The 19,681-nt window shown below is 62.8% G+C and carries 24 protein-coding genes and 1 pseudogene; 13 read left to right on the forward strand and 12 right to left on the reverse strand.

What is annotated here, in order from left to right:
* Positions 1-422 precede the first annotated feature (422 nt).
* The 4 genes from IPP03_00845 to IPP03_00860 are packed head-to-tail and all read left to right on the forward strand — an operon-like array spanning position 423 to position 2,529.
* Positions 423-731 carry an IS66 family insertion sequence element accessory protein TnpB gene (locus IPP03_00845; GenBank protein MBL0351313.1) on the forward strand — a complete coding sequence of 103 codons (309 nt, stop codon included), beginning with the start codon at positions 423-425 and terminating at the stop codon, positions 729-731.
* Positions 731-1,108: an IS66 family insertion sequence element accessory protein TnpB gene (gene tnpB / locus IPP03_00850; GenBank protein ID MBL0351314.1), complete on the forward strand. Its 378-nt coding sequence runs from the start codon at positions 731-733 to the stop codon at positions 1,106-1,108. Before IPP03_00845 ends, tnpB begins: the two co-directional genes overlap by 1 nt.
* Positions 1,109-1,117: 9 nt before the next feature.
* Positions 1,118-1,906, forward strand: a complete 789-nt coding sequence (locus IPP03_00855; protein ID MBL0351315.1) for a transposase — start codon at positions 1,118-1,120, stop codon at positions 1,904-1,906.
* Between the two features lie 20 nt (positions 1,907-1,926).
* The gene (locus tag IPP03_00860) at positions 1,927-2,529 is read left to right on the forward strand and encodes an IS66 family transposase (GenBank protein ID MBL0351316.1); all 603 of its coding nucleotides are present in this window, start codon (positions 1,927-1,929) and stop codon (positions 2,527-2,529) included.
* A gap of 161 nt (positions 2,530-2,690) precedes the next feature.
* On the opposite strand, the pseudogene IPP03_00865 reads toward IPP03_00860, so the two are convergent.
* The 8 genes and pseudogenes from IPP03_00865 to IPP03_00900 all read right to left on the reverse strand — a co-directional run bounded on the left by IPP03_00865 (position 2,691) and on the right by IPP03_00900 (position 8,641).
* Positions 2,691-2,882 (reverse strand): annotated as a pseudogene (locus IPP03_00865) (transposase domain-containing protein).
* 1,545 nt (positions 2,883-4,427) lie between these two features.
* Complete coding sequence (locus IPP03_00870; GenBank protein ID MBL0351317.1) at positions 4,428-4,985, reverse strand: hypothetical protein; 558 nt, start codon at positions 4,983-4,985, stop codon at positions 4,428-4,430.
* A 204-nt stretch (positions 4,986-5,189) separates the two neighbouring features.
* A complete protein-coding gene (locus IPP03_00875; protein MBL0351318.1) occupies positions 5,190-5,357 on the reverse strand; it encodes a hypothetical protein in 168 nt (55 codons plus the stop codon).
* 116 nt (positions 5,358-5,473) lie between these two features.
* Positions 5,474-5,623 (reverse strand): HigA family addiction module antidote protein, encoded by a 150-nt coding sequence (locus IPP03_00880; GenBank protein ID MBL0351319.1) that lies wholly within the window; start codon positions 5,621-5,623, stop codon positions 5,474-5,476.
* A gap of 236 nt (positions 5,624-5,859) precedes the next feature.
* Positions 5,860-6,954, reverse strand: a complete 1,095-nt coding sequence (gene amrS / locus IPP03_00885) for an AmmeMemoRadiSam system radical SAM enzyme (protein ID MBL0351320.1) — start codon at positions 6,952-6,954, stop codon at positions 5,860-5,862.
* Positions 6,951-7,502, reverse strand: a complete 552-nt coding sequence (amrA, locus tag IPP03_00890; protein ID MBL0351321.1) for an AmmeMemoRadiSam system protein A — start codon at positions 7,500-7,502, stop codon at positions 6,951-6,953. The genes amrS and amrA overlap by 4 nt, the downstream gene beginning before the upstream one ends.
* Positions 7,495-8,295, reverse strand: a complete 801-nt coding sequence (gene amrB / locus IPP03_00895; GenBank protein ID MBL0351322.1) for an AmmeMemoRadiSam system protein B — start codon at positions 8,293-8,295, stop codon at positions 7,495-7,497. The genes amrA and amrB overlap by 8 nt, the downstream gene beginning before the upstream one ends.
* A gap of 10 nt (positions 8,296-8,305) precedes the next feature.
* Positions 8,306-8,641: a hypothetical protein gene (locus IPP03_00900; GenBank protein MBL0351323.1), complete on the reverse strand. Its 336-nt coding sequence runs from the start codon at positions 8,639-8,641 to the stop codon at positions 8,306-8,308.
* 40 nt (positions 8,642-8,681) lie between these two features.
* Here IPP03_00900 and IPP03_00905 point away from each other — a divergent pair, with 40 nt between their 5' ends.
* Genes IPP03_00905 through thpR form a run of 3 tightly spaced genes read left to right on the forward strand, consistent with a single transcriptional unit; the run spans position 8,682 to position 10,415 of the window.
* The gene (locus IPP03_00905; GenBank protein MBL0351324.1) at positions 8,682-9,368 is read left to right on the forward strand and encodes a 2-C-methyl-D-erythritol 4-phosphate cytidylyltransferase; all 687 of its coding nucleotides are present in this window, start codon (positions 8,682-8,684) and stop codon (positions 9,366-9,368) included.
* The gene (locus tag IPP03_00910) at positions 9,365-9,847 is read left to right on the forward strand and encodes a 2-C-methyl-D-erythritol 2,4-cyclodiphosphate synthase (protein ID MBL0351325.1); all 483 of its coding nucleotides are present in this window, start codon (positions 9,365-9,367) and stop codon (positions 9,845-9,847) included. The genes IPP03_00905 and IPP03_00910 overlap by 4 nt, the downstream gene beginning before the upstream one ends.
* Complete coding sequence (gene thpR, locus IPP03_00915) at positions 9,837-10,415, forward strand: RNA 2',3'-cyclic phosphodiesterase (GenBank protein MBL0351326.1); 579 nt, start codon at positions 9,837-9,839, stop codon at positions 10,413-10,415. The genes IPP03_00910 and thpR overlap by 11 nt, the downstream gene beginning before the upstream one ends.
* A 28-nt stretch (positions 10,416-10,443) precedes the next feature.
* On the opposite strand, the gene pstS is transcribed toward thpR, so the two are convergent.
* The 3 genes from pstS to ompR form a co-directional block, all read right to left on the reverse strand.
* Positions 10,444-11,502 (reverse strand): phosphate ABC transporter substrate-binding protein PstS, encoded by a 1,059-nt coding sequence (gene pstS, locus IPP03_00920; protein ID MBL0351327.1) that lies wholly within the window; start codon positions 11,500-11,502, stop codon positions 10,444-10,446.
* A 229-nt stretch (positions 11,503-11,731) separates the two neighbouring features.
* Positions 11,732-13,036, reverse strand: a complete 1,305-nt coding sequence (locus IPP03_00925; protein MBL0351328.1) for a HAMP domain-containing protein — start codon at positions 13,034-13,036, stop codon at positions 11,732-11,734.
* On the reverse strand, positions 13,036-13,761 hold the full coding sequence (ompR, locus tag IPP03_00930; GenBank protein ID MBL0351329.1) for a two-component system response regulator OmpR: 726 nt from the start codon (positions 13,759-13,761) through the stop codon (positions 13,036-13,038). Before ompR ends, IPP03_00925 begins: the two co-directional genes overlap by 1 nt.
* Before the next feature lie 185 nt (positions 13,762-13,946).
* Here ompR and IPP03_00935 point away from each other — a divergent pair, with 185 nt between their 5' ends.
* The 4 genes from IPP03_00935 (at position 13,947) to IPP03_00950 (ending at position 16,199) form a co-directional block, all read left to right on the forward strand.
* Positions 13,947-14,234 carry a DUF3106 domain-containing protein gene (locus IPP03_00935; GenBank protein MBL0351330.1) on the forward strand — a complete coding sequence of 96 codons (288 nt, stop codon included), beginning with the start codon at positions 13,947-13,949 and terminating at the stop codon, positions 14,232-14,234.
* Between the two features lie 68 nt (positions 14,235-14,302).
* A complete protein-coding gene (gene tsaB / locus IPP03_00940) occupies positions 14,303-14,992 on the forward strand; it encodes a tRNA (adenosine(37)-N6)-threonylcarbamoyltransferase complex dimerization subunit type 1 TsaB (protein ID MBL0351331.1) in 690 nt (229 codons plus the stop codon).
* A 29-nt stretch (positions 14,993-15,021) separates the two neighbouring features.
* Positions 15,022-15,447, forward strand: a complete 426-nt coding sequence (gene rimI, locus IPP03_00945; protein MBL0351332.1) for a ribosomal protein S18-alanine N-acetyltransferase — start codon at positions 15,022-15,024, stop codon at positions 15,445-15,447.
* Positions 15,444-16,199, forward strand: coding sequence for a uracil-DNA glycosylase (locus IPP03_00950; GenBank protein MBL0351333.1), 756 nt, complete (start codon positions 15,444-15,446; stop codon positions 16,197-16,199). The genes rimI and IPP03_00950 overlap by 4 nt, the downstream gene beginning before the upstream one ends.
* A gap of 9 nt (positions 16,200-16,208) precedes the next feature.
* Here the strand turns inward: IPP03_00950 and lplT are convergent, their stop codons facing one another.
* Complete coding sequence (lplT, locus tag IPP03_00955) at positions 16,209-17,474, reverse strand: lysophospholipid transporter LplT (protein ID MBL0351334.1); 1,266 nt, start codon at positions 17,472-17,474, stop codon at positions 16,209-16,211.
* 187 nt (positions 17,475-17,661) lie between these two features.
* Between lplT and IPP03_00960 the strand changes: the two genes are divergently transcribed.
* Positions 17,662-18,564 (forward strand): LysR family transcriptional regulator, encoded by a 903-nt coding sequence (locus IPP03_00960; GenBank protein MBL0351335.1) that lies wholly within the window; start codon positions 17,662-17,664, stop codon positions 18,562-18,564.
* Positions 18,561-19,652, forward strand: a complete 1,092-nt coding sequence (gene alr / locus IPP03_00965; protein MBL0351336.1) for an alanine racemase — start codon at positions 18,561-18,563, stop codon at positions 19,650-19,652. Before IPP03_00960 ends, alr begins: the two co-directional genes overlap by 4 nt.
* The last annotated feature ends 29 nt before the right edge of the window (positions 19,653-19,681 follow it).

Here is a 19,681-nt window from a genome sequence, read left to right on the forward strand (position 1 = left end):
AAAATAAGGCCAAAAACCACATCCGGTTTCGGCAGTAATCACGCCGCCCGTGCCAGGTTCGCCCTCCATAGTGACCCAGGCCGAACTCCTGTTTCAATTCCCGGTAGTCGCGCTCGATGCGCCAGCGCATCTTGGTGACATGCACCAAGCGTTCAATCGCAGTATCGTCCCCCGAGTTCCGCAGTTAATTTGATAAGCCATTGATTTGTTTGGAGGCGGTTCAAAAGCGCTCTACTACAAAAGCGATAATTGTTGTGAGGCTGCTGGTTTTTTAACGCCGAGTGCCTGAAAGACCTTTGCTTGTTCGTCGGTAATCGTTGAGATACCTTCAACGTAACCGGTAACTCTGCGGCGTTCTTTCCAGCGCCGATCGTGCTGTCGACAATGTCCTCCTCGAATCACGAAACGCGGAGGAGGCCAGGATGGCCAAGGCAGGGGAAGGGTCGCGGGTGCGGCGTAGCGCGAGCGAATGGGAGGCGTTGCTGTCGCGATTTCCGGGCAGCGGTTTGAACGTTGCGACCTTCTGCAAACGCGAAGGGATCAGCGATACCAGCTTCCATCGCTGGCGCACACGTCTGGGCATCGCCCTCGACAGTCAGGACAAGGCCAGCGGCCAGCCGGCCACCTTCGTCGACGTCGGCCCTCTGAGCACAACCACGGCGACGCCCGCTCGTTTCCACCTCACCCTCGACCTCGGCGGCGGCCTGATCCTGCAGCTGGAGCGCCGCTGATGTTTTTCCCTGAAGGCCAAATCCGCGTCCAAGTCTATGGCCAGCCGGTCGACCTGCGCAAATCCTTCGACGGTCTGTACGCGATCACCCGTCATGTCCTCGGTCAGGACCCGCTGAGCGGCCAGCTCTTCGTCTTCTTCAATCGCCGTGGCACTCAGGTGAAGGTGCTCTACTGGGATCGCAGCGGCTTCTGCCTGTGGGCCAAGCGTCTCGAAGAAGGCCGTTTCGTCGCCAACTGGGATAAAGTGCGCACGTGCGAAATCGACTGGACCGGTCTGAAACTGCTCCTCGAAGGGATCGAGCCGGGACGCCGGAAGAAGCGTTATCACGCCTCTGGAGCGCCCATAAAAACGCTTCAAAACAGCGGCTTGTGTTAAAATACACGCATGGATTCAGCACGTTACCAGACGGTTTACAACCTCGAACAAGCCGCGGCATTGTGCCCGCAAGAGGTGCTGGATCTGTGCCAGACGCTGTCTGCTGAAATCACCGCACTGAAGCAACAAATCGACTGGTTCAAGCGCCAGATCTTCGGCCAGAAAAGCGAACGACGCATCGACGTCACGCCGAGCGGCCAACTGAGTCTCGGCGAGTTCCCGACGCCCCCACCAGGTTCTGAGTCACCAGGTCGCCCCGTCGCCGCGCATACCCGTCAGCCGACCAGCAAGCGTCCCAGTGACGAAAGCGTGCCCTTCTTCGACGAGAACCGCGTCCCAGTCGAAGTCGTCGAGCTCACCGCGCCGGAAGTCGAAGGCCTCTCTCCCGAGGACTACGAGGTCATCAGCCACAAGGACAGCTATCGCCTGGCGCAACGGCCGGGTAGCTACGTGGTGATCAAGTATCGCCGGCCGGTAATCAAGCTCAAGAGTAACCAGACACTGGTCTGCGCCAACGCGCCGGCCGGTGTCATTGAGGGCAGCCGGGCCGACGTCAGCTTCGTCGCCGGACTGCTGATTGACAAATTTGCCTACCACCTGCCACTGTATCGCCAGCATCAACGCCTGGCCGATGCGGGAATCACCGTCAGCCGGCCGTGGCTGACGCAGATCGGGCAACAGGGCATCACTCTGCTCGAACCGATCTACGAGGCGCAGTTTGCCTCGATCCGCAGCTCGCGCGTCAAGGCGATGGACGGACGCCGATCAAGGCCGGACAGGGCGCACCCGGCAAGCTGAAAGCGGCGTACTTCTGGCCGGTGTATGGCGAAGGCGACGAAATCTGTTTCCCCTTCTTCGCCAGTCGCGAGTTCAAGCACGTCGAGGCGGCCCTCGGACTGACCGCCGCCGAAGGCGCGGTGCTGTTGTCGGACGGCTATCAGGCCTACAGTCATTACGCGGCGCAGATCGGGATCACGCACGCCCAATGCTGGGCGCACACGCGTCGTAAGTTCTTTGACGCGCAAGACGCGGAACCAGAAGCGGCAGCGCAGGCACTCGCGCTCATTGGGGACCTGTATCAGGTCGAAGAGCGCATCCGCGAGCAAAAGCTCACCGGTGCAAGGAAGCGCGACTATCGTCTGGAGCATGCCAAACCGATCGTCGAGCGTTTCTTCGCCTGGGTTGGCGAACGCTTCGCGGCGCAGGGGCTGTTACCGCGCAATCCGCTGACCAGGGCGCTGGCCTACGCGCGCGATCGACGATGGGGACTGGAGGTCTTCCTCGCCGACCCGGACGTGCCGATCGACACCAATCACCTCGAACGCGCCCTGCGGGTGATTCCCATGGGGCGCCGCTCCTGGCTGTTCTGCTGGACGGAGTTCGGCGCAAGGCGCACGCCAGCATTTGCTTCATGGCGCTGATTCTTTATCGCATCATGCGATTCAAGTTGAAGGCAGCAAAAAACGCACTTTCACCCGAGAGAGCACTCGATAGTCTGCGGCGTATTCAGCATCAGCGTATCCAACTCAACGGGGAAAACCCCGTTGAAGGGTAACCGGCAACTACGCGGCGTCGAGCGCCCCTACTTCGGCAACGCGTACAAAGGCGAGCGCAGCGGGTTCTGAGCGAACAGTTCTTTCCAGACCCGTGGCGTGAGTTCATGGACGCGGTCGGCGGGGTGCTCGGCGACGCGCTGCAGGACATCGACGAGATAATCGTAGGGGTCGATCTGATGCAGCCGACAGGTAACGATCAGGCTCTGGATGATCCCGACCTGCCTTGATGCGCTCAGGTAAGCGATGAAACACCGGGCCAATTTCAATCTCGGATTTCAACACCCGAAAGCCGCGCTCAATATCCGCCAGCGACTTGTAGCGGTCGACCACGTTTTTCGGTGATAAATCAGGCGTATTGGTCACTATCAGCAACTTGCCATCCATCAGCTCAGCCAGATCGAGCGCATCCTGCTTGATCTCGTAAGCAAACAGCTCGTTCTTGAGATCGACCCGGAAGATATGTGCCAGATGCGCATCCTTGACCGCATGATAAAGCCGCGCCTTGGCGCCACTGTCCGAGAGCTTCTTGCCGCGGGCTTTCACACCGGCGTCCTGGGCATCCAGCTTGCCGACCCACGCGGCTGCTTGTTCCTCCAGCGCCTTGATCTTCTCGCGGCGCGATGCCTGAGCTTCGCTGGCCACATGGGGATTGTGCGCAACGACCAGGCGCAGATTCCGCCAAGGCAATTCGCCAACGGTTTCCGCCGTGGCCGCGACGCAATGCGTGTCGTGGAGGGGTTGCAGCAGCTCAGTGAATTCGCTGTAGCGCCGACCCGGTACGGCCAGCACGAATTCCAGCGGCTCACCCCTGTCCAGACGAATTTCAGACAAGGCGTCGAGGTTGTCCAGCGAGAGCAAACCCCGATCCGCCACCAGCACCACGCGGCGAATCGAGGGAAAGCGTTCCAGCACCGTCTTCAGCGTGGGCAACAAGGTCGGCGATTCCGCCGTATTGCCGACAAATACTTCGTGATAGATCGGCAGACCGTCGCCGGTTTGTACAACGCCCAGCATGACTTGGCGGGCAATTGGCCCTTCCTTGGCCATCCCGAATTGGCGAATATCACCGGCTTGATCAGACTGCCCGTCAGCTCGAATCGTGGTCATGTCGTAGAAGACAACCGACAGTTCCTGGTCAATCAAGGGGCGCAGCAGCTTGGCTACCACGGCATCAACCTCAGCCTGATGATCCATCAAGGCATCCATGGCGCGCAATAAATGATCGTGCGTCACCGTGGCGGGATTCAAACCAGGGAAGGCAACGGTCTGCAACCAGCGCAGGGCGCCCAACTTTGATTCAGGATCACAGAGTCGATTAAAAACCATGATCCGAATCAGTGCTTCGACATCAATCTGATGCCGGGTCTTTCCGAATGTGCGAGCCAATTCAGAGAAGCCCAGGGTGTTCCAGAGTTCTTGCACGGCCCAGAGATCCCCCAAGGCGCGCGTTGATTCAAACGTAACCGTGGGCGGTGCAGTCGGGGCTGGCGCTTCACGGCCGGTGACTTTCATCAATCCGCCGATGACCGAATCAAGCGATCCGTCCATCTGGTCAAGTCTGCCAAGGGTCGCGATGGTGCGCTGCTTAACCTTGCCTTCTGCGTCCCGATAGGACTCGACAAGCTGCACGTAGCGACGGGGGCCGGAGCGAGTAACTTTAACATACATGCCAGCACCATACGCCAGGATTAAATCATGTCAATTAACGAATAGCGAACAACAGCGTCTGTTTCAAAACCCCCACTTGCAAGCCATTGATTCCATTAGCCTGACGGGGTCAAAAGAGGCAGCTTTTGATGGATAACTGCGGAACTCGGGCGTCCCCGATGCCGCAGTGCAGCGACCAGCCAGGCCCCCGGATATCCCCGATCAAGCACTAACATGTCCTGGGCGCCGAGCCGGTCAAGCCGCTCAAACAACATCTGACGTTCGCCGATCAGCGAACTGTGCAAAATCAGCGAGTCGAACAATGCGATCCCTGGTCGAAACAAACCGAAGATCACCGCCTCCCGAATATGGCGTCGCCCTTCTGGGTCAAGCAAGGTCAGGCGAACCTTCGATGCATCTGCCGCCAAGACCCGCAAGCCTTGCTCGTCGGGCTGCTGAGGAATGACCTCATCGACCAGACGCAACAGTTCCACATTGAGCAGATCGAAGGGATTGACGAGTAGATGGCGACGCGCCTTCGAGAAGGCACTGGCCGTGATCACCCGACACAGACGGGTTCTTCCGGCAAGCAGGGCAAAGAAGGAATCGAACTCAGCCTGAACTGCGCCGCGAATACCGGTAAGCAGGAATGCGATCAGATTTGTGGAGGGCAACACACGGTTTTGGGTGAAAACCGGGGGTCACGTCGGGCGGCGCCAAGGAAATCAGCACCATGAATGTAGTCCGTCAGCTGAGAAACGATATTGGCATATTTAGACCGCCATATAAAATCTATTTATATCAATTGGTTACAGGATATATCATATCCTGGCGCGGCATGATGGCGAAGTTAATCAAACTAGATGATAAACGCTAAGTCAAGAGGATTGGTCCAGCAGATCGAGGCAGGCTGGCGTGATTTCGGCGAAGAGTTGACGAGTGGACTCGAAGCCGAGATGAAAATCCTCGTTGCCGCCTGACGCGATGTCGGCCATCGCCGCATCGTAGATGCTGTTACGCGCGCCGATTTCGATGGTCGCTTTCATTTTCTTGCGCTGTTGCGGTCGACGTCAAAAAAAGGCCAAAAAATCTATGCGGCGAGCCGCAAGGGGAGAACATCCGGCAAGGGCTTTTGCTCGGCCAGCCAAAGGCCGTGAGCGGTTTACATTTCCAGCCAGATCTCTGGGTTGGTGCTTAGCCAGGCGGCAAGGCTCAGGGCCATGTCGGCGGTGATGCCGGCTTTGCCGTTGAGGATTTTCGATAGCGTTACGCGTGAAATACCGAGTTGCGCGGCGGCCGTGGTCACCGTCATGCTTTCAAGTATCCATTCCCGGAGTGCTTCGCCCGGGTGGGGCTGCACATTCTGCTCATCGCTATCTCTCAGTGATAATCCTGATAATCGATCAGGATGGCGTCTTCACCTTCAAAATAAAATGTCATCCGTCAATTGCCGTTGGCCCAGGTCGACCAGTGTCCATTACTCAACTGGTGCAAACGCCAGCCTGTTGCGGTCGACGCCCAAATAAGGCTGAAATCCCGATCCACGCATTACGTACCCAGATGAACCGGAATCCGTTGCGGCCCGAAGGCCTGGCCGTTGCGCCCAAGCATCGGGCCGAAGCGGCCGGCGATGGCGGTCGCGCAGTGTGGGCAGTGGCCATCCGGGGTCAGGTCGTAGCGGCGGATGTCGTACCAGTCGCGGACGATCAGCGCGGCGTGGCAGCTCGGGCAGAAAGTAGTGCCGCCCTCGCTGTCATGGACGTTGCCGGTGAAGACGTAGTGCAGGCCGGCGTCGAGCGCGATGCGCCGGGCCTGGGTCAGCGTCGCCGGCGGGGTCGGCGGGATGTCGCCCATCTTCCAGTCCGGGTGAAAGGCGGAGAAGTGCAGGGGCACGTCGGGGCCGAGTTCGCGCGCGACCCAAGTGGCAAGTTCGTTGATTTCCTGCGGGCTGTCGTTGCTGCCGGGAATCAGCAGCGTGGTGATTTCCAGCCAGCAGTCGGTCTCGTGGTGGATGTAGGCGAGGATGTCGAGCACCGGCTGCAGGTGGCCGACGCACAGCTTGTGATAGAAGCTGTCGGTGAAGGCCTTGAGGTCGACATTGGCGGCATCCATGACGGCGAAGAATTCCTTTGCCGGTTCAGGGTGGATGTAGCCGGCGGTGACGGCGACGTTGCGGATGCCCTGCTCGCGGCAGGCGAGCGCGGTGTCGATGGCATATTCGGCGAAGATCACCGGGTCGTTGTAGGTGTAGGCGACCGCGTCGGCGCCGTAACGCCTGGCCGCCGCCGCGATCATCTGCGGGCTGGCGGCATCCATCAGGCGGTCCATGTCCTTAGATTTGGAAATATCCCAGTTCTGGCAGAACTTGCAGGCAAGGTTGCAGCCCGCCGTGCCGAACGACAGGATGCTGCTGCCGGGGTAGAAATGGTTGAGCGGCTTTTTCTCGATGGGGTCGATGCAGAAGCCAGACGAGCGGCCGTAGGTTGTCAGCTGCATGGCGCCATTGACCATCTGGCGCACGAAGCAGGCGCCGCGCTGGCCTTCGTGCAACTGGCAGTCGCGCGGGCAGAGGTCGCACTGGATGCGGCCGTCGGGTAGGGCATGCCACCAGCGGCCGGGATGCAGGGTTTCCGTGGCGTTCATGGGGCGGGCTCCTTCCATTTCTTGACGGTGTAGCGTTCGAGCCGGACATCGGGACCCCAGTAGTTCGCTGACAGACCGGCCTTCTGCTTTAGACGAGCGAGGAACTCGGTCGGTTCAGGCAACTGTTCCCAGACCTGCGGCAGAAAGGTCGAGCGGTGGCGGCCGGCACTGAAGATGACACCATCTATTTCCGGACGCAACTGGGCGAGGGCGTTGGTTTCGTCGGCGAAGCTCAGCGGCTCGGGTAGCGTCAGTAGTGATACTTCGACGCGGGTCACGGGCAGTTCCGCGGCGCGCAGCGGCTCAAAGCGCGGATCGCGGAAAGCCGCGTTGCGGGCATTTTCCTGGACGTCAGCAAGCAGCGGGCGCCAGGCTTCGAGGCTGCCGATGCAGCCGCGCAACTGGCCGCGCTGGGTCAGCGTGACGAAAGTGGCGCCGTTTTCGTGCAGTTCCGGCCGGTCGACCGCAACAGGCGCGCCGGGCTGGCCGAATTGGGTGACGATCGCGTTGCGGGCCAGGGTCAGCAGCGTGGTGCCGAGGTCAGGCATTTTTCGCTTCCGTAAAGGCGAACGCGGCATAGCCGACGACGCGCTGCCGGTCGCCGGCCGTATCGCCGGAATTGCAGCGGTGGATCAGTTGCGGGACCAGGCCGCGCCGTTGGGCGGCGAGCAGCAGGCCGTTGATCGGGTAGGCGCCGCAGGCCTGTTCGGGGCGGATGTGGGCGTCGAGTTGCAGGATGTGCTCACAGGTGTCGCGGTCGACCTGGTTGGCGGCACCGTAAGGCAGGAAATGCGACAGGTCGGAACTGATGACGATCAGTGTTTCCGGGCCGCCCCACAGCAGGTCGAGGACTTCGGCGACGGCCTGCGGCGTGGCGTGGCCGACAGCCAGCGGAACGAGGGTGAAATCGTCAAGCGCGCGCTGCAGGAAGGGGAGGTGCACTTCCAGCGAATGTTCCTCGGCGTGCACGCGGTCGCTGACGACGACTTGTGGCAGTTCGCCGAGTTGCGCAATGGCTGCCGCGTCGAGCGGAATATTGCCGAGTGGCGTCGCAAAGGCCGTGGTCTTCGGCAGCGCAATGCCGTCGACCGCAACGCGATGGGTCGGGCCGAGCAGGATGACCCGGCGAATGGTCGACCGCCATGGCGCGAGCGTGGCATAGGCCATGGCGGCGGTCGAGCCGGAGTAGATATAGCCGGCATGCGGGACGATCAGCGCCTTCGGTTGTTCGCTGGCGGTGACCGGCGTTTCGGCCAGCAGGTGGTCGACGGTGGCGGCCAGGGTGGCCGGGTTGCCGGGATAGAAAGCGCCGGCGACTGCGGGAGGACGGGTCATGGTCATGGTCGACTCCTCAAACGAGCAATAATCCGACGGGCATGCCGCCGCGCTGAGCGGGCACCACGCCGCAGGCGAAGACGACGGCAATCTGCGCGACCAGCTTCGGCGACACGTCGCCGGGACGAATCATGACCATCGGGTGGACGATCAGGATCACGATCGCCGCCATGCGTACCAGACGGCCACGGTCGTGGCCCAGGCTGCCGGGCATGGAAACCAGCGCAAAGGTGCGCGGCCCGGCAGTCGAATCCGGGCGGCATTCGCGCTCCACGCCGACCAGCAGCCCGATCGCCGGTGCCGTGGCGAAGGCCTTCACGGTCCCGGCCGGATCGGCATCGACGAAGCTCATGGTTTTCCTCATGCTTTGCCTTATTCGGTAAAATTAGTCCATGCCACGCCATTTCGCAATCGTTCCCGCTGCCGGCAGCGGATCGCGCTTCGGTTCGGAGAAGCCGAAACAGTACTTGGGCCTGCTCGGGCACCCAATGCTCCATCATACGCTGGCCGCGCTGGTCGCCTGTCCTGAAATCGACCGGGTCTGGGTTGTGCTGTCGCCGGAAGATGGCGAATGGGACCGTTACGACTGGTCCGAACTTGGTCCCAAGCTGGAAACCCTGCGTTGCGGCGGCGTGACGCGGGCCGACAGCGTTGGCAACGGACTGCGGGCGGTGGCCATGGTAGCAGCCGACGATGACTGGATCCTGGTGCACGACGCTGCCCGCCCGTGCCTGAGCCGGGAAATGCTCGCAACGCTGTTGGCCGAACTGGCCGACGATCCGGTCGGCGGCATCCTCGCCGTTCCGGTCGCCGATACCCTGAAGCGGGCCGACTGCGAGCAGCGCGTTGTCGCCACCGAGCCGCGCGACGGCCTCTGGCAGGCGCAGACGCCGCAGATGTTCCGTTACGGAGTTCTCAAGGAAGCTCTGGAGAAGTGCGGTGTGGTTACCGACGAATCCGGCGCGATTGAGGCGCTGGGCCTCCAGCCTCGACTGGTGCGCGCCGACGCGATCAATCTCAAGGTGACTTACCCGGCCGATCTTGTCCTGGCGGCGCTGATACTCAGGGGGCGCAAATGAATTTCCGGGTCGGACAGGGCTACGACGTTCATCGACTGGTCGCCGGTCGCAAGCTGATCCTCGGTGGTGTCGAAATTCCCCATGCCACGGGCCTGCTCGGCCATTCCGACGCCGATGCGCTGCTCCATGCGATCATCGATGCGCTGCTCGGCGCTGTCGCACTGGGCGACATCGGCCGCCATTTTCCCGACAGTGACCCGCGCTACCAGGGCGCCGACAGCCGCGTTCTGCTGCGTGCCTCCGTCGCGCTCCTCGCCGAGCACGGCTGGCGGCCAGTCAATGTCGATGCGACGATCATCGCCCAGCAGCCAAAGCTCGGCCCGCATGCGGCGGTGATGGTGGCGAACGTTGCGGTCGACCTCGGAATTTCGCCGGATTCGGTCAACATCAAGGGCAAGACCAACGAGACGCTGGGCTATCTCGGGCGTCAGGAAGCGATCGAGGCGCAGGCTGTGGTGCTCGTCGAACGTGCGCTCTGAGGACGGAACGCGGCTTGGCGAGCGAACCGAACAGGCGCGCGTCTTCTTCGCCCTGTGGCCTTCGCCGGAATCCGCCCGACAACTAGCTGAAGTCGCCGATTCCTTTGCCAAGTGCGCCGGCGGGCGGCCGACCCGCCAGGAAGCCATGCATCTGACCCTGACCTTCATCGGTGATGTGCCGGTCGGGCGTCTGCCGGATCTGGAGCGTGCGACGCGCGAAGTGCGCGGTGAAGCCTTCACCTTGACGCTCGACCGCTTGGGCATCTGGCGGCACAACCGGATTTTCCAAGCTGGCTGCAGCGTTTCGCCACCGGCGCTGGTGGAGCTACGGGAATCGCTCAATACCATATTGCAGGCGGCCGGCTTCTCCGTGGCCGATACCCGGCGAAGCTTTACCCCGCATGTCACGCTGGTGCACAAGATGGTCACGCTCGATGCCGAGTTGCCGGATTACGAGGCGATTGCGTGGAACAACCGGCAGTTCGTCCTGGCGCGCTCGAGCGTGTCGGCGCAAGGTTCGTCCTATCGGATTGTTGCCGAATTCCCTCTGCCCGCCGGCGCCGGTTGAGCCATGGCCGCTTCCCCTCTTCCGTCTCCTATCTCATGAACTGCAAGGGGCCGCCATCCTGCGCTTTGATTTCTTCCTTGAAGCGGCCCATGATGCGCGCCTGCATCGCGGTCGGCAAGGGCGCGAATCCCGTGCCGGTGATGATGTTGTCACCCTTCATGAAGGCCCAGTAGAAGAAGCTGAGGGTCTGCGAAACGCTTGCGGCGGTCTTTGGCGCCCGATCGACGAGGACGAAGGTGGCGTGGGTGATCGGCCAGGTGGCGCTGCCCGGCATGTTGAGCAGCGATGCGTATTCATCGGCCGTCAGATTCATGGTTGAGGCCTTGACCGCGGCTTTGAGGCCGGCCTCCGAAGGCGCAACGAACTTGCCTTGACGGTTTTCCAGCAGAACCGGGTTGAGCTTGTCGCGCGCCACACGGTCCAGCGAAACATAGGTGATCGCCCCGCGCGCGCCCCTCATGGCTTCGATAACGCCGTCGCTGCCGCGTGCCTTGGTGACCGTGCCGGGCCAGGAAACGGTGTTGCCGCTACCAATCGAACGCGACCAGTTTTCACTGACCAGGGAAAAGTAGCCGGTTAAGGCTTCGGTGCTTCCCGAACTGTCTTCGCGCACGATGCGGGTGATGGCCACCTTGGGCAGGTCGCTTCCCGGATTCAGTTCGGCGATACGTGCATCGTTCCATTCGGTAATCCGCCCGGCAAAGATGTCGGCGAGAACGGAGCCGGTCAGCCGCAGTTGTCGCGAGTTGCCGGGACGGAAACTGACCACCGGCACGATCCCGCCGATGACGGTGGGAAACTGAAACAGGTTGTGGCGCTTGATTTCCTCGCGCGAAACGGGGACGTCACTGGCGCCGAAATCAACCTCCCTGGCGATGATGCGTTTGACGCCTTCGCCGGAACCCACCGCCTGATAGCTTACGGCAATCGATTTTTCCTTCGTGAAGCTCTGGGTCCAGCTTGCGTAAATCGCCGCCGGAAAAGTGGCCCCGGCACCACGAATGCTTGCCGCATCACCCTGCTGCGCATGGACCATGCTCCAATGGACAAGTCCGAACACGATTATTGCGATGCGGGCGATCGACATTGAATCTCCTCCAATTGCAGATGTTCAGGAATATTGACAGGTTGACCGGCGCCTTCCCGACGGCGCGGCAGTACGACGAAGAATAGCACGCGGCGCCCCACGCTTTCCTGGATCACGGTTCGCTTCACGCCGTTTCGAGGCAGCGAAGCGGGGATACAAGCCCTCGCTGCCACTTGTTCTTCCGAGCGCGCTCGCGTGACGGGCACCGGTTGGCCGCTATTTGAGGCGATCAAACGCTTCCGTGCGCGATCACCAGTCGCGCCAGCAGTCCGCCGCCGGGATTGGGCAGCAGTTCCAGCCTTCCGTCATGCAGGCGGGCGATGCGGTCGACGATGGCGAGGCCAAGACCAGTGCCGGTGGCGTTGCTGCGGGCGACTTCCAGCCGCGTGAAGGGGCGCTTGAGGCGCTCGGTTTCGCTTGCCGGAATACCGGCGCCGCAGTCGCCGACTTCAATCCATACTTCTCGCGCCTGCCTGGACATGCTTACCGAAACCTTGCCGCCCCCGTATTTCACCGCGTTGTCGATCAGGTTGCCGATCGCCCTGGTCAGGGCGCGCGGGCGCACCGACAGTTCGGGAAGATCGTCGGCGGTCAACTGAATTGACTGTCCGCGCTGCCGCTGGCGCTCGACCATGCCCGAGAGCAGGGCGGCGATGTCGGTGGCGACCGGCGTTTCACCGAGTTCGGCGCGGGCATAATCCATGAATTGCGAGATGACAGCTTCCATCTGCTCGATGTCGTCGACGATGCCCTGGCGCGCCGTTTCGTCGGCGACGCTCATTTCGGCCTCCAGGCGCAGGCGGGTGAGCGGGGTGCGCAGGTCATGCGAGATGCCAGCGAGGACTTCCGAACGATCCCTTTCGTGCCGCAGCAGGTCGGCGGCCATGGCATTGAAGGCGCCGGCCAGCAGGCGCATTTCCTCGGCGCCCGATTCCGGGAGCGGCGTCGGATTCAGGCCGTGCCCGACAACCCTGGCCGAGATGGCCAGGGCCTTGAGCGGGCGGCTGATGCGCGACGCGATAAGCCACGCGACTGCCAGCGCCAGCGCCAGCGCCAGCAGACCCCAGATCAGCCAGTGACCGGCGACCGTGCGCGTCGCGCGTTCGCGCGGCAGGATCAGCCAGTATTCATCCTCGTCCTGCTCGTCGAGGCGAAAGCTTACCCAAAACCCGGAGACGCCGTCGACCTCGGCGGCGATCCTGGTGTGCGGTCCAAGGCGCGCCAACAGTTCGCGTTCGATCAGTCGGTGAAAGCGGGAATCCGGCATCGCGTCGATGCGGTCGTCGGCCTCGGCCGGCAGGAGGCGGATGCCTTCGCGCGTGGACAAATCGCTGAACAGCGCCGGGCGATTTTCCGGGGCGGCGGCGAAAAGCGCGGCCCGGATCAGGTTGACCGCGGAAGCCGCAAGCTGGGCCGTTTCCCGCGCGCGCGGCTCGGCTTCGATGTAGCGGAACAGGCTCAGCCAGGCGGTGGTCGTCAGGATGACGAGGGCTGCCAGCAACAGGAAGGTGCGCGCCAGCAGCGTGCGCGGAATCATTGCCGCTCGGCGCCGTCCGGCACGAAGACATAACCGAAACCCCAGACCGTCTGCAGATAGCGCGGCTGGGTGGGGTCGCTTTCGATCATCTTGCGCAGGCGCGAGACCTGGACGTCGATGGCGCGGTCGAATGGCCCTTGCTCGCGGCCGCGGGCGAGGGCCATCAGCTTGTCACGGGAGAGCGGCTGGCGCGGATGCTGCAGTAGCACCCGGAGCACGGCGAATTCGCCGGTCGTCAGTGGCAGCAGTTCGTCGCCGCGCTTGAGCGCGCGTGCCGCGAAGTCGACCTCGATAGTGCCGAAGCGGACCGCCGGCTCGTCCGCCTGCGGCGCGCCTGGCGGTGTCGATGACTGGCGGCGTAGCACGGCATGTACGCGGGCCAGCAGTTCGCGCGGATTGAATGGCTTGGGCAGGTAGTCGTCGGCGCCCATTTCGAGACCGACGATGCGGTCGACCTCCTCACCCTTGGCGGTCAGCATGATGATCGGCGTCGTGTCGCCGGTGCCGCGCAGGCGCCGGCAGATTGTCAGGCCATCCTCGCCGGGTAGCATCAGGTCGAGGACGATCAGGTCAAAATGCTCGCGTGTCCGCAGTTTGTCCATCTGCGGCGCATCGCTTACGGCCTTGACCTCGAGGCCCTGTTCGCCGAGGTAGCGGACCAGAAGTTCGCGTAGACGGCTGTCGTCGTCGACGACGAGAAGGCGCTGTTGTCTGTCGTTCATGGAGTGAAGGATAATCCGGCGGTCAGGGTTGGCATGCGGCCAATGGTAACAAGCTTTTTCAGCGGTGAAGCGGGAAACAAGTTGTTACAAAGCGGCCAGCAAAGCTGCTCGTTGCCTTGCCCAAGCAATGCCAGAATGGAACTGGCTCAATGAGGAAGGTCATGAGGATGTTTGCTTGGAGAAGGATGGCGCATTTGCTGCTCGTGTTGTCAGCCTTTTCGGCTGCGGCGGGAGCCGTGCACGCGCAGATGCCTCCCGATCAGCGCCGCCAGATGCGTCAGGAAATGCGTGAGCAGTGGCGGCCGATGCCGCAGGACGACCGCCAGCGGTTCCGTGAGGACCGTCGTGAGCAGTGGCGGCCGATGCCGCAGGATGACCGGAAGCGGATGCGCGATGAAATGCGCGGCTATGCTCCTCCGCCCACGTATGGCGGTGGAGGTGGCGGGCGCGGGCAGCGGGGCGGGTGGCGCTGATCTGAAGCGACGACGAAATACCATTTGCATAATGCCTGGCGACGGCACCGCTCCGGTAAAATACGCGAATGAAAATACTGGCCATTGAGACGTCCACGGATTTCGGTACCTGCGCATTGTGGTTGGACGGTGTGGTCGAGCAGCGGATCTGCCAGTCCGGCCGCCCGCATTCGGAAACCCTGCTGCCGCTGGTAGGCAAGCTGATGGCCGATGCGGGAATCGGCTTCAATCAACTCGACGGGATTGCCTTTGGCGCCGGGCCGGGCGCGTTTACGGGCTTGCGCATCGCCTGCGCCGTCGCCCAAGGGGTGGCGGTCGGCGCCGATCTGCCGCTGGTGCCGGTCTGCGGACTCGAGGCGATGGCGGAGGCCGTTGGCGAAGACCGCGTTGTCAGCCTGCTCGACGCGCGCATGGGCGAGGTTTATGTGGCGGCCTACGAATTGCGCGCCGCCGCCCACGAACTGCTCGGGGAGATTCGTGTCGGGCTGCCCAGCGCGCTCGGACTGCCGGCTGGAGAAGGGTTGGTCGCCTGCGGTAACGCGCCGGCGGCGTATCCGGCTCTTGCCGGGCGCTTACTCGATGCCGGCATTCGCCTGTTGCCCGGGATTCTGCCGCAGGCTGACGCGGTTGCGCGCCTGGCCGCGCGCATCCTCCAGCGCGGCGGCGGCATCGATCCGGCGCTGGCAGCACCGCTTTACGTCCGCGACAAGGTTGCCCGGACGATCGATGAGCGCCTCGGCAGCGGAGGCAAGGCGTGACCCCGATCCGGCAGCCCGAAATTTTCCGCATGACCGCCGACGATCTCGATGTCGTGGTGGCGCTCGAGGCTTCATTGCAGAATTTTCCGTGGACGCGTGGCAACTTTGCCGATTCGCTCGCGTCCGGCCACGAGATGCATGTCCTCCGGTTGTTTGGCGATGTCGTCGGCTTTTCCGTGGTCGCGTCCATCCTCGACGAGGCGCATCTCCTGGTCATCGGCGTTGACCGGCGCCATCAGCGGTGCGGACATGGCACCCGCCTGCTGCGCCAGGTTATCGAAACCGCACGCGCCGGCGGCGCGGCGCGATTGCTGCTGGAAGTGCGGCCGGCGAACACTCAGGCGGTCGCCTTCTATCAAGATTTCGGCTTTGCGCGGATCGGTGTGCGGCGGGGCTATTATCCGGCGCTCGCCGGGCGCGAGGATGCGCTGGTGTTTGAAATGGAACTGCGATGAACCTGACCCGCGAACAGATGTTGGCCGAAATGGGAATTACGCCCATCTGGCGCGCGCGCCTGGCGGCCCCCACAGGCGTGCCAGGGGAACCGCTGGCCGCGGCGCCGGCCACGACCGCGGCACCCGCTGACAGGGCTGCCCTGGTAACGGAGTCGGTTGCGGTCGATGCGCTGAACTGGTCGGAACTGGCGGCCGCCGTCGCCGACTGCAAGGCCTGTCCGCTACATGGGCAGCGCAAGCAGGCAGTGCTTGGTGTCGGCGATCGCGATCCGGACTGGCTGTTCATCGGTGAGGGTCCGGGGGCCGAGGAGGACGTCAAGGGCGAACCCTTTGTCGGCCAGGCCGGCAAACTGCTCGACAACATGCTCGCGGCACTCGGCATCGCTCGTGGCAACAAGGTGTACATCGGCAACGCCGTCAAGTGCCGGCCACCCGGCAATCGCACGCCCGAGGCGGCGGAGATGGCAGCGTGCCGCCCATGGCTGGAACGGCAGGTCGCCTTGCTCAGGCCGAAGGTGATCGTCCTGCTGGGCAAGGCGGCGGTGCATTCGCTGCTGCACGACGACAAGTCGCTTGCCGCGCTGCGCGGCAGGCGTTTCGAGTATCGGGGCATTCCGGTGATCGTCACCTACCACCCGGCCTATCTGCTGCGCAATCTCCCGGAAAAGGCCAAGGCCTGGGAAGACCTGCTCTTCGCGCGGCGCTGTCTGCGTGAGTCGATGACCACCGGCAACGGGGAACTGGCTTTCTAAACGTCCTGCCTAGTGGTGGGCGCTATCGTCGAGGTGGCGAACGTCGTCGTTTTCGCGCTGGTTGGCGAAATGGCGACGGCGGATCAGGTACATCAGCCCGCTGACGCAAAGCCCGAACAGGGTGACGACGATGTAGATTGAGACGTTCTTACTGATCATCAGGTAGTAGAGCCCGGTCATGAGCAAAATGGACAGGTTTTCGTTGAAATTCTGGACGGCGATCGAGTGGCCGGCGCCCATCAGGATGTGCCCGCGGTGCTGGAGCAGGGCGTTCATCGGCACGACGAAGAAGCCCGACAGGGCGCCGATGAGGATCAACAGCGGCACCGCCAGCCAGACATGGTGAACGAAATTCATGATCAGGACGATGAGGCCCATCGCGATGCCGAGCGGGATGACGCGGACCGACTTGCGCAGGGTAATGAACTTGGCGGCGGCGACGGCGCCGATCGCGACGCCGACGGCGACTACGCCCTGGAGCATCGAGGACTTCGAGAGATCGAGGCCGAGCGCCACTTCCGACCACTTGATGACGATGAATTGCAGGGTCGCGCCGGCGCCCCAGAACAGCGTCGTGACGGCCAGCGAAATCTGCCCCAGTTTGTCGCGCCAGAGCAGGGCAAGGCAGTGATGGAATTCGTGGGCCAGGTAGAACGGATTTTTCTTGAGCGGCTTGTGATCGACGCCGGTATCCGGAACATAGAGGTTGAAAATCGCGGCGATCAGGTAGAAAACGCCAACGATGGCAATCGCCATTTCACCGGTCGTGTTGATGCCGGTGTCGATCAGCGGGAAGTCGAAAGCGAGTAACGTTTGGGATACATCTGGCCGGATCAGTGTGCCGCCGATGACAACGCCGAGAATGATGGCAACGACCGTCAGCCCCTCGATCCAGCCGTTGGCGACGACCAGCAGGCGGTGTGGCAGGTATTCGGTCAGAATGCCGTACTTGGCCGGCGAATAGGCGGCAGCGCCAAGGCCGACAACGGCGTAGGCGAGCAGCGGATGGATCATGAAGAACATCATGGCGCAGCCGACAATCTTGATCGCATTGCTGATGAACATGACCCGCCACTTCGGCATCGAGTCGGCAAAGGCACCGACGAACGCGGCGAGCAGGACATAGGAGACCGTGAAGAAGGTCTTGAGCAGCGGCTCATAGGCAGTCGGCGCGTTCATTTCGCGCAGGGCAGCGATGGCGGCGATCAGCAGTGCGTTATCGGCCAGCGCCGAAAAAAACTGCGCGGCCATGATGATGTAGAAGCCGAAAGGCACGTGAACTCTGGTCTCGTTATTTGCTTTTGGTCGCAGGTTATACCATGGATTGGTGACGAAACAAGTGGACGAAGGTTACGGTCGACGCCCGGAAACCGGCCATTTGCAGCCGGTTTCAGCGTTCTCTGGTGGTCAGCCGGTGGCGGGTTGTGATTGAATAGTGAACCGTTCGACAAGGAGATACCCGATGGCAGACCGGCGCTTGCAGGTCTTTCATGCCGTAGCCAAGCATCTGAGCTTCACGCGGGCGGCCGATACCCTGTTCATGAGCCAGCCGGCGGTCACGTTCCAGGTGCGGCAGCTCGAGGAGCAATACAACGCGCGCCTGTTCGAGCGCCGCCATGGCGGCATCACGCTGACTCCGGCCGGCGATCTGGCGTTGTCCTATGCCGAGCGGATTCTTGAACTCTCGGATGAAATGGATACCCGCCTGGCTGAAATAAGCGGCGAGATGCGCGGGCTGCTCCTGCTCGGCGCCAGCACGACGATCGCCGAAAACCTGCTGCCGGGGGTCCTGGTCGAGTTCAACGCCAGCCACCCGCAGGCCAGGCCGCGCCTGATTGTCGCCAATTCGGAAGCGATCGCCAGTCGCGTCGCCGATCACAGTCTCGAGGTCGGACTGATCGATGCGCCAGTCAAGCTGCCCGGCCTGACCTGCGAGGTTTGCTGCGACGACGAACTGACAGTCATCTGCGCGCCCGGCTATCCGCTGGCGAAACTCAAGAAGGTGGGGCCGCGCGCGCTGGCCGATTACGAATACCTGTCGCGCGAGCCGGGCTCGGGAACGCGGGAAATCGTCGAAAACTACTTTCGTGCGTGCAAGGTGACCGTCGACGATCTGAAAACACAAATGGAACTGGGCAGCCAGGAAGCGCTCAAGGCCGTCGTTGCGACCGGCCTCGGCTTCGCCATCGTGTCGCGTGCCACCGTCGAAAAGGAACTGCGGCTTGGCCTGCTGCTGGCGACTCCACTCGACCCGCCACTACGCCGCAACATCTACCTGATCCAGTTCGAGGAGCGCTTTCGCTCGCGGCTGGTCACAACCTTCGTCCAGTTCGCCCGCCAGCGTCTGAAAGATCACCTGGCATGACCACTTCGCGACCGATCCGCGCGCGCATCTCGCGTGGCGCACTCCTGCACAATTACCGGCTGGCCAAGCGGCTGGCGCCGGACGCCAAAGCGTGGGCGGTGATCAAGGCCGATGCCTACGGCCACGGCCAGTGGCGGGCAGTCGAGACCTTGCGCGAGGCAGCCGATGGCTTTGCCGTGCTCGAGTGCGAAAACGCCGTGGCCCTGCGCGAAGCCGGGGTCAGCCAGCCAATTCTGCTCCTCGAAGGCATTTTCAGCGCCAGCGATGCGCGCGCCGTGGTCGATCAGCGCCTGACCACCGTCGTGCATTGCCTGGAACAACTCGAAATGCTGCTCGCCGCGGTGCCGCGCGACGCACCGCTGGCGATCTATCTCAAGCTCAATACCGGCATGAATCGCCTCGGGTTCGTTGCGGTCGACCTCGAAAAAGCCCGGAAAATGCTGGCCGACGTCGAGCACCTCGACCTGACCCTGATGACGCATTTTGCCGAAGCGGATGGCGGCCGCGGCATCGCCGGGCAAATGCAGCGTTTTTCCGAGCTGGCCGGCGGCTGGCCGGGGCCGGTCAGCCTGGCCAATTCGGCGGCCCTGCTGCGTTACCCGCAAACCTACGGCGACTGGGTGCGGCCGGGAATCATGCTTTACGGCTCCAGTCCGTTTGCCGACCAGAGCGCCGAAGCACTGGGGCTGCAGGCGGTCATGGCGCTGGAGAGCGAAGTCATCGGCGTGCAGCATCTGCAGTCGGGCGACCGCGTCGGCTACGGCGGGACTTTTGTCGCCGAGCGCGCGATGCGTATTGGTATCGTCGCCTGTGGCTACGCCGACGGTTATCCGCGCCATGCGCCGAGCGGTACGCCGCTTGCCGTGGCGGGGTGCCGGACGCAAACTGTCGGCCGGGTGTCGATGGACATGCTGGCGTGCGACATCAGCGACATTCCCGAAGCCGGCATCGGGGCACCGGTCACCTTGTGGGGCAACGGGGCAGCCGGGCAGGTGCCGGCCGACGAGGTCGCGCGTGCCGCCGGCACCATCGCCTACGAACTGTTCTGCGCGCTGGCACCACGGGTACCGGTCACGGCTATCGCCTAGTCGCGCACCGATCGGCCGCGCGCCGGTCG

Source organism: Candidatus Dechloromonas phosphoritropha (assembly GCA_016722705.1).
Classification (GTDB): Bacteria; Pseudomonadota; Gammaproteobacteria; order Burkholderiales; family Rhodocyclaceae; genus Azonexus; species Azonexus phosphoritrophus.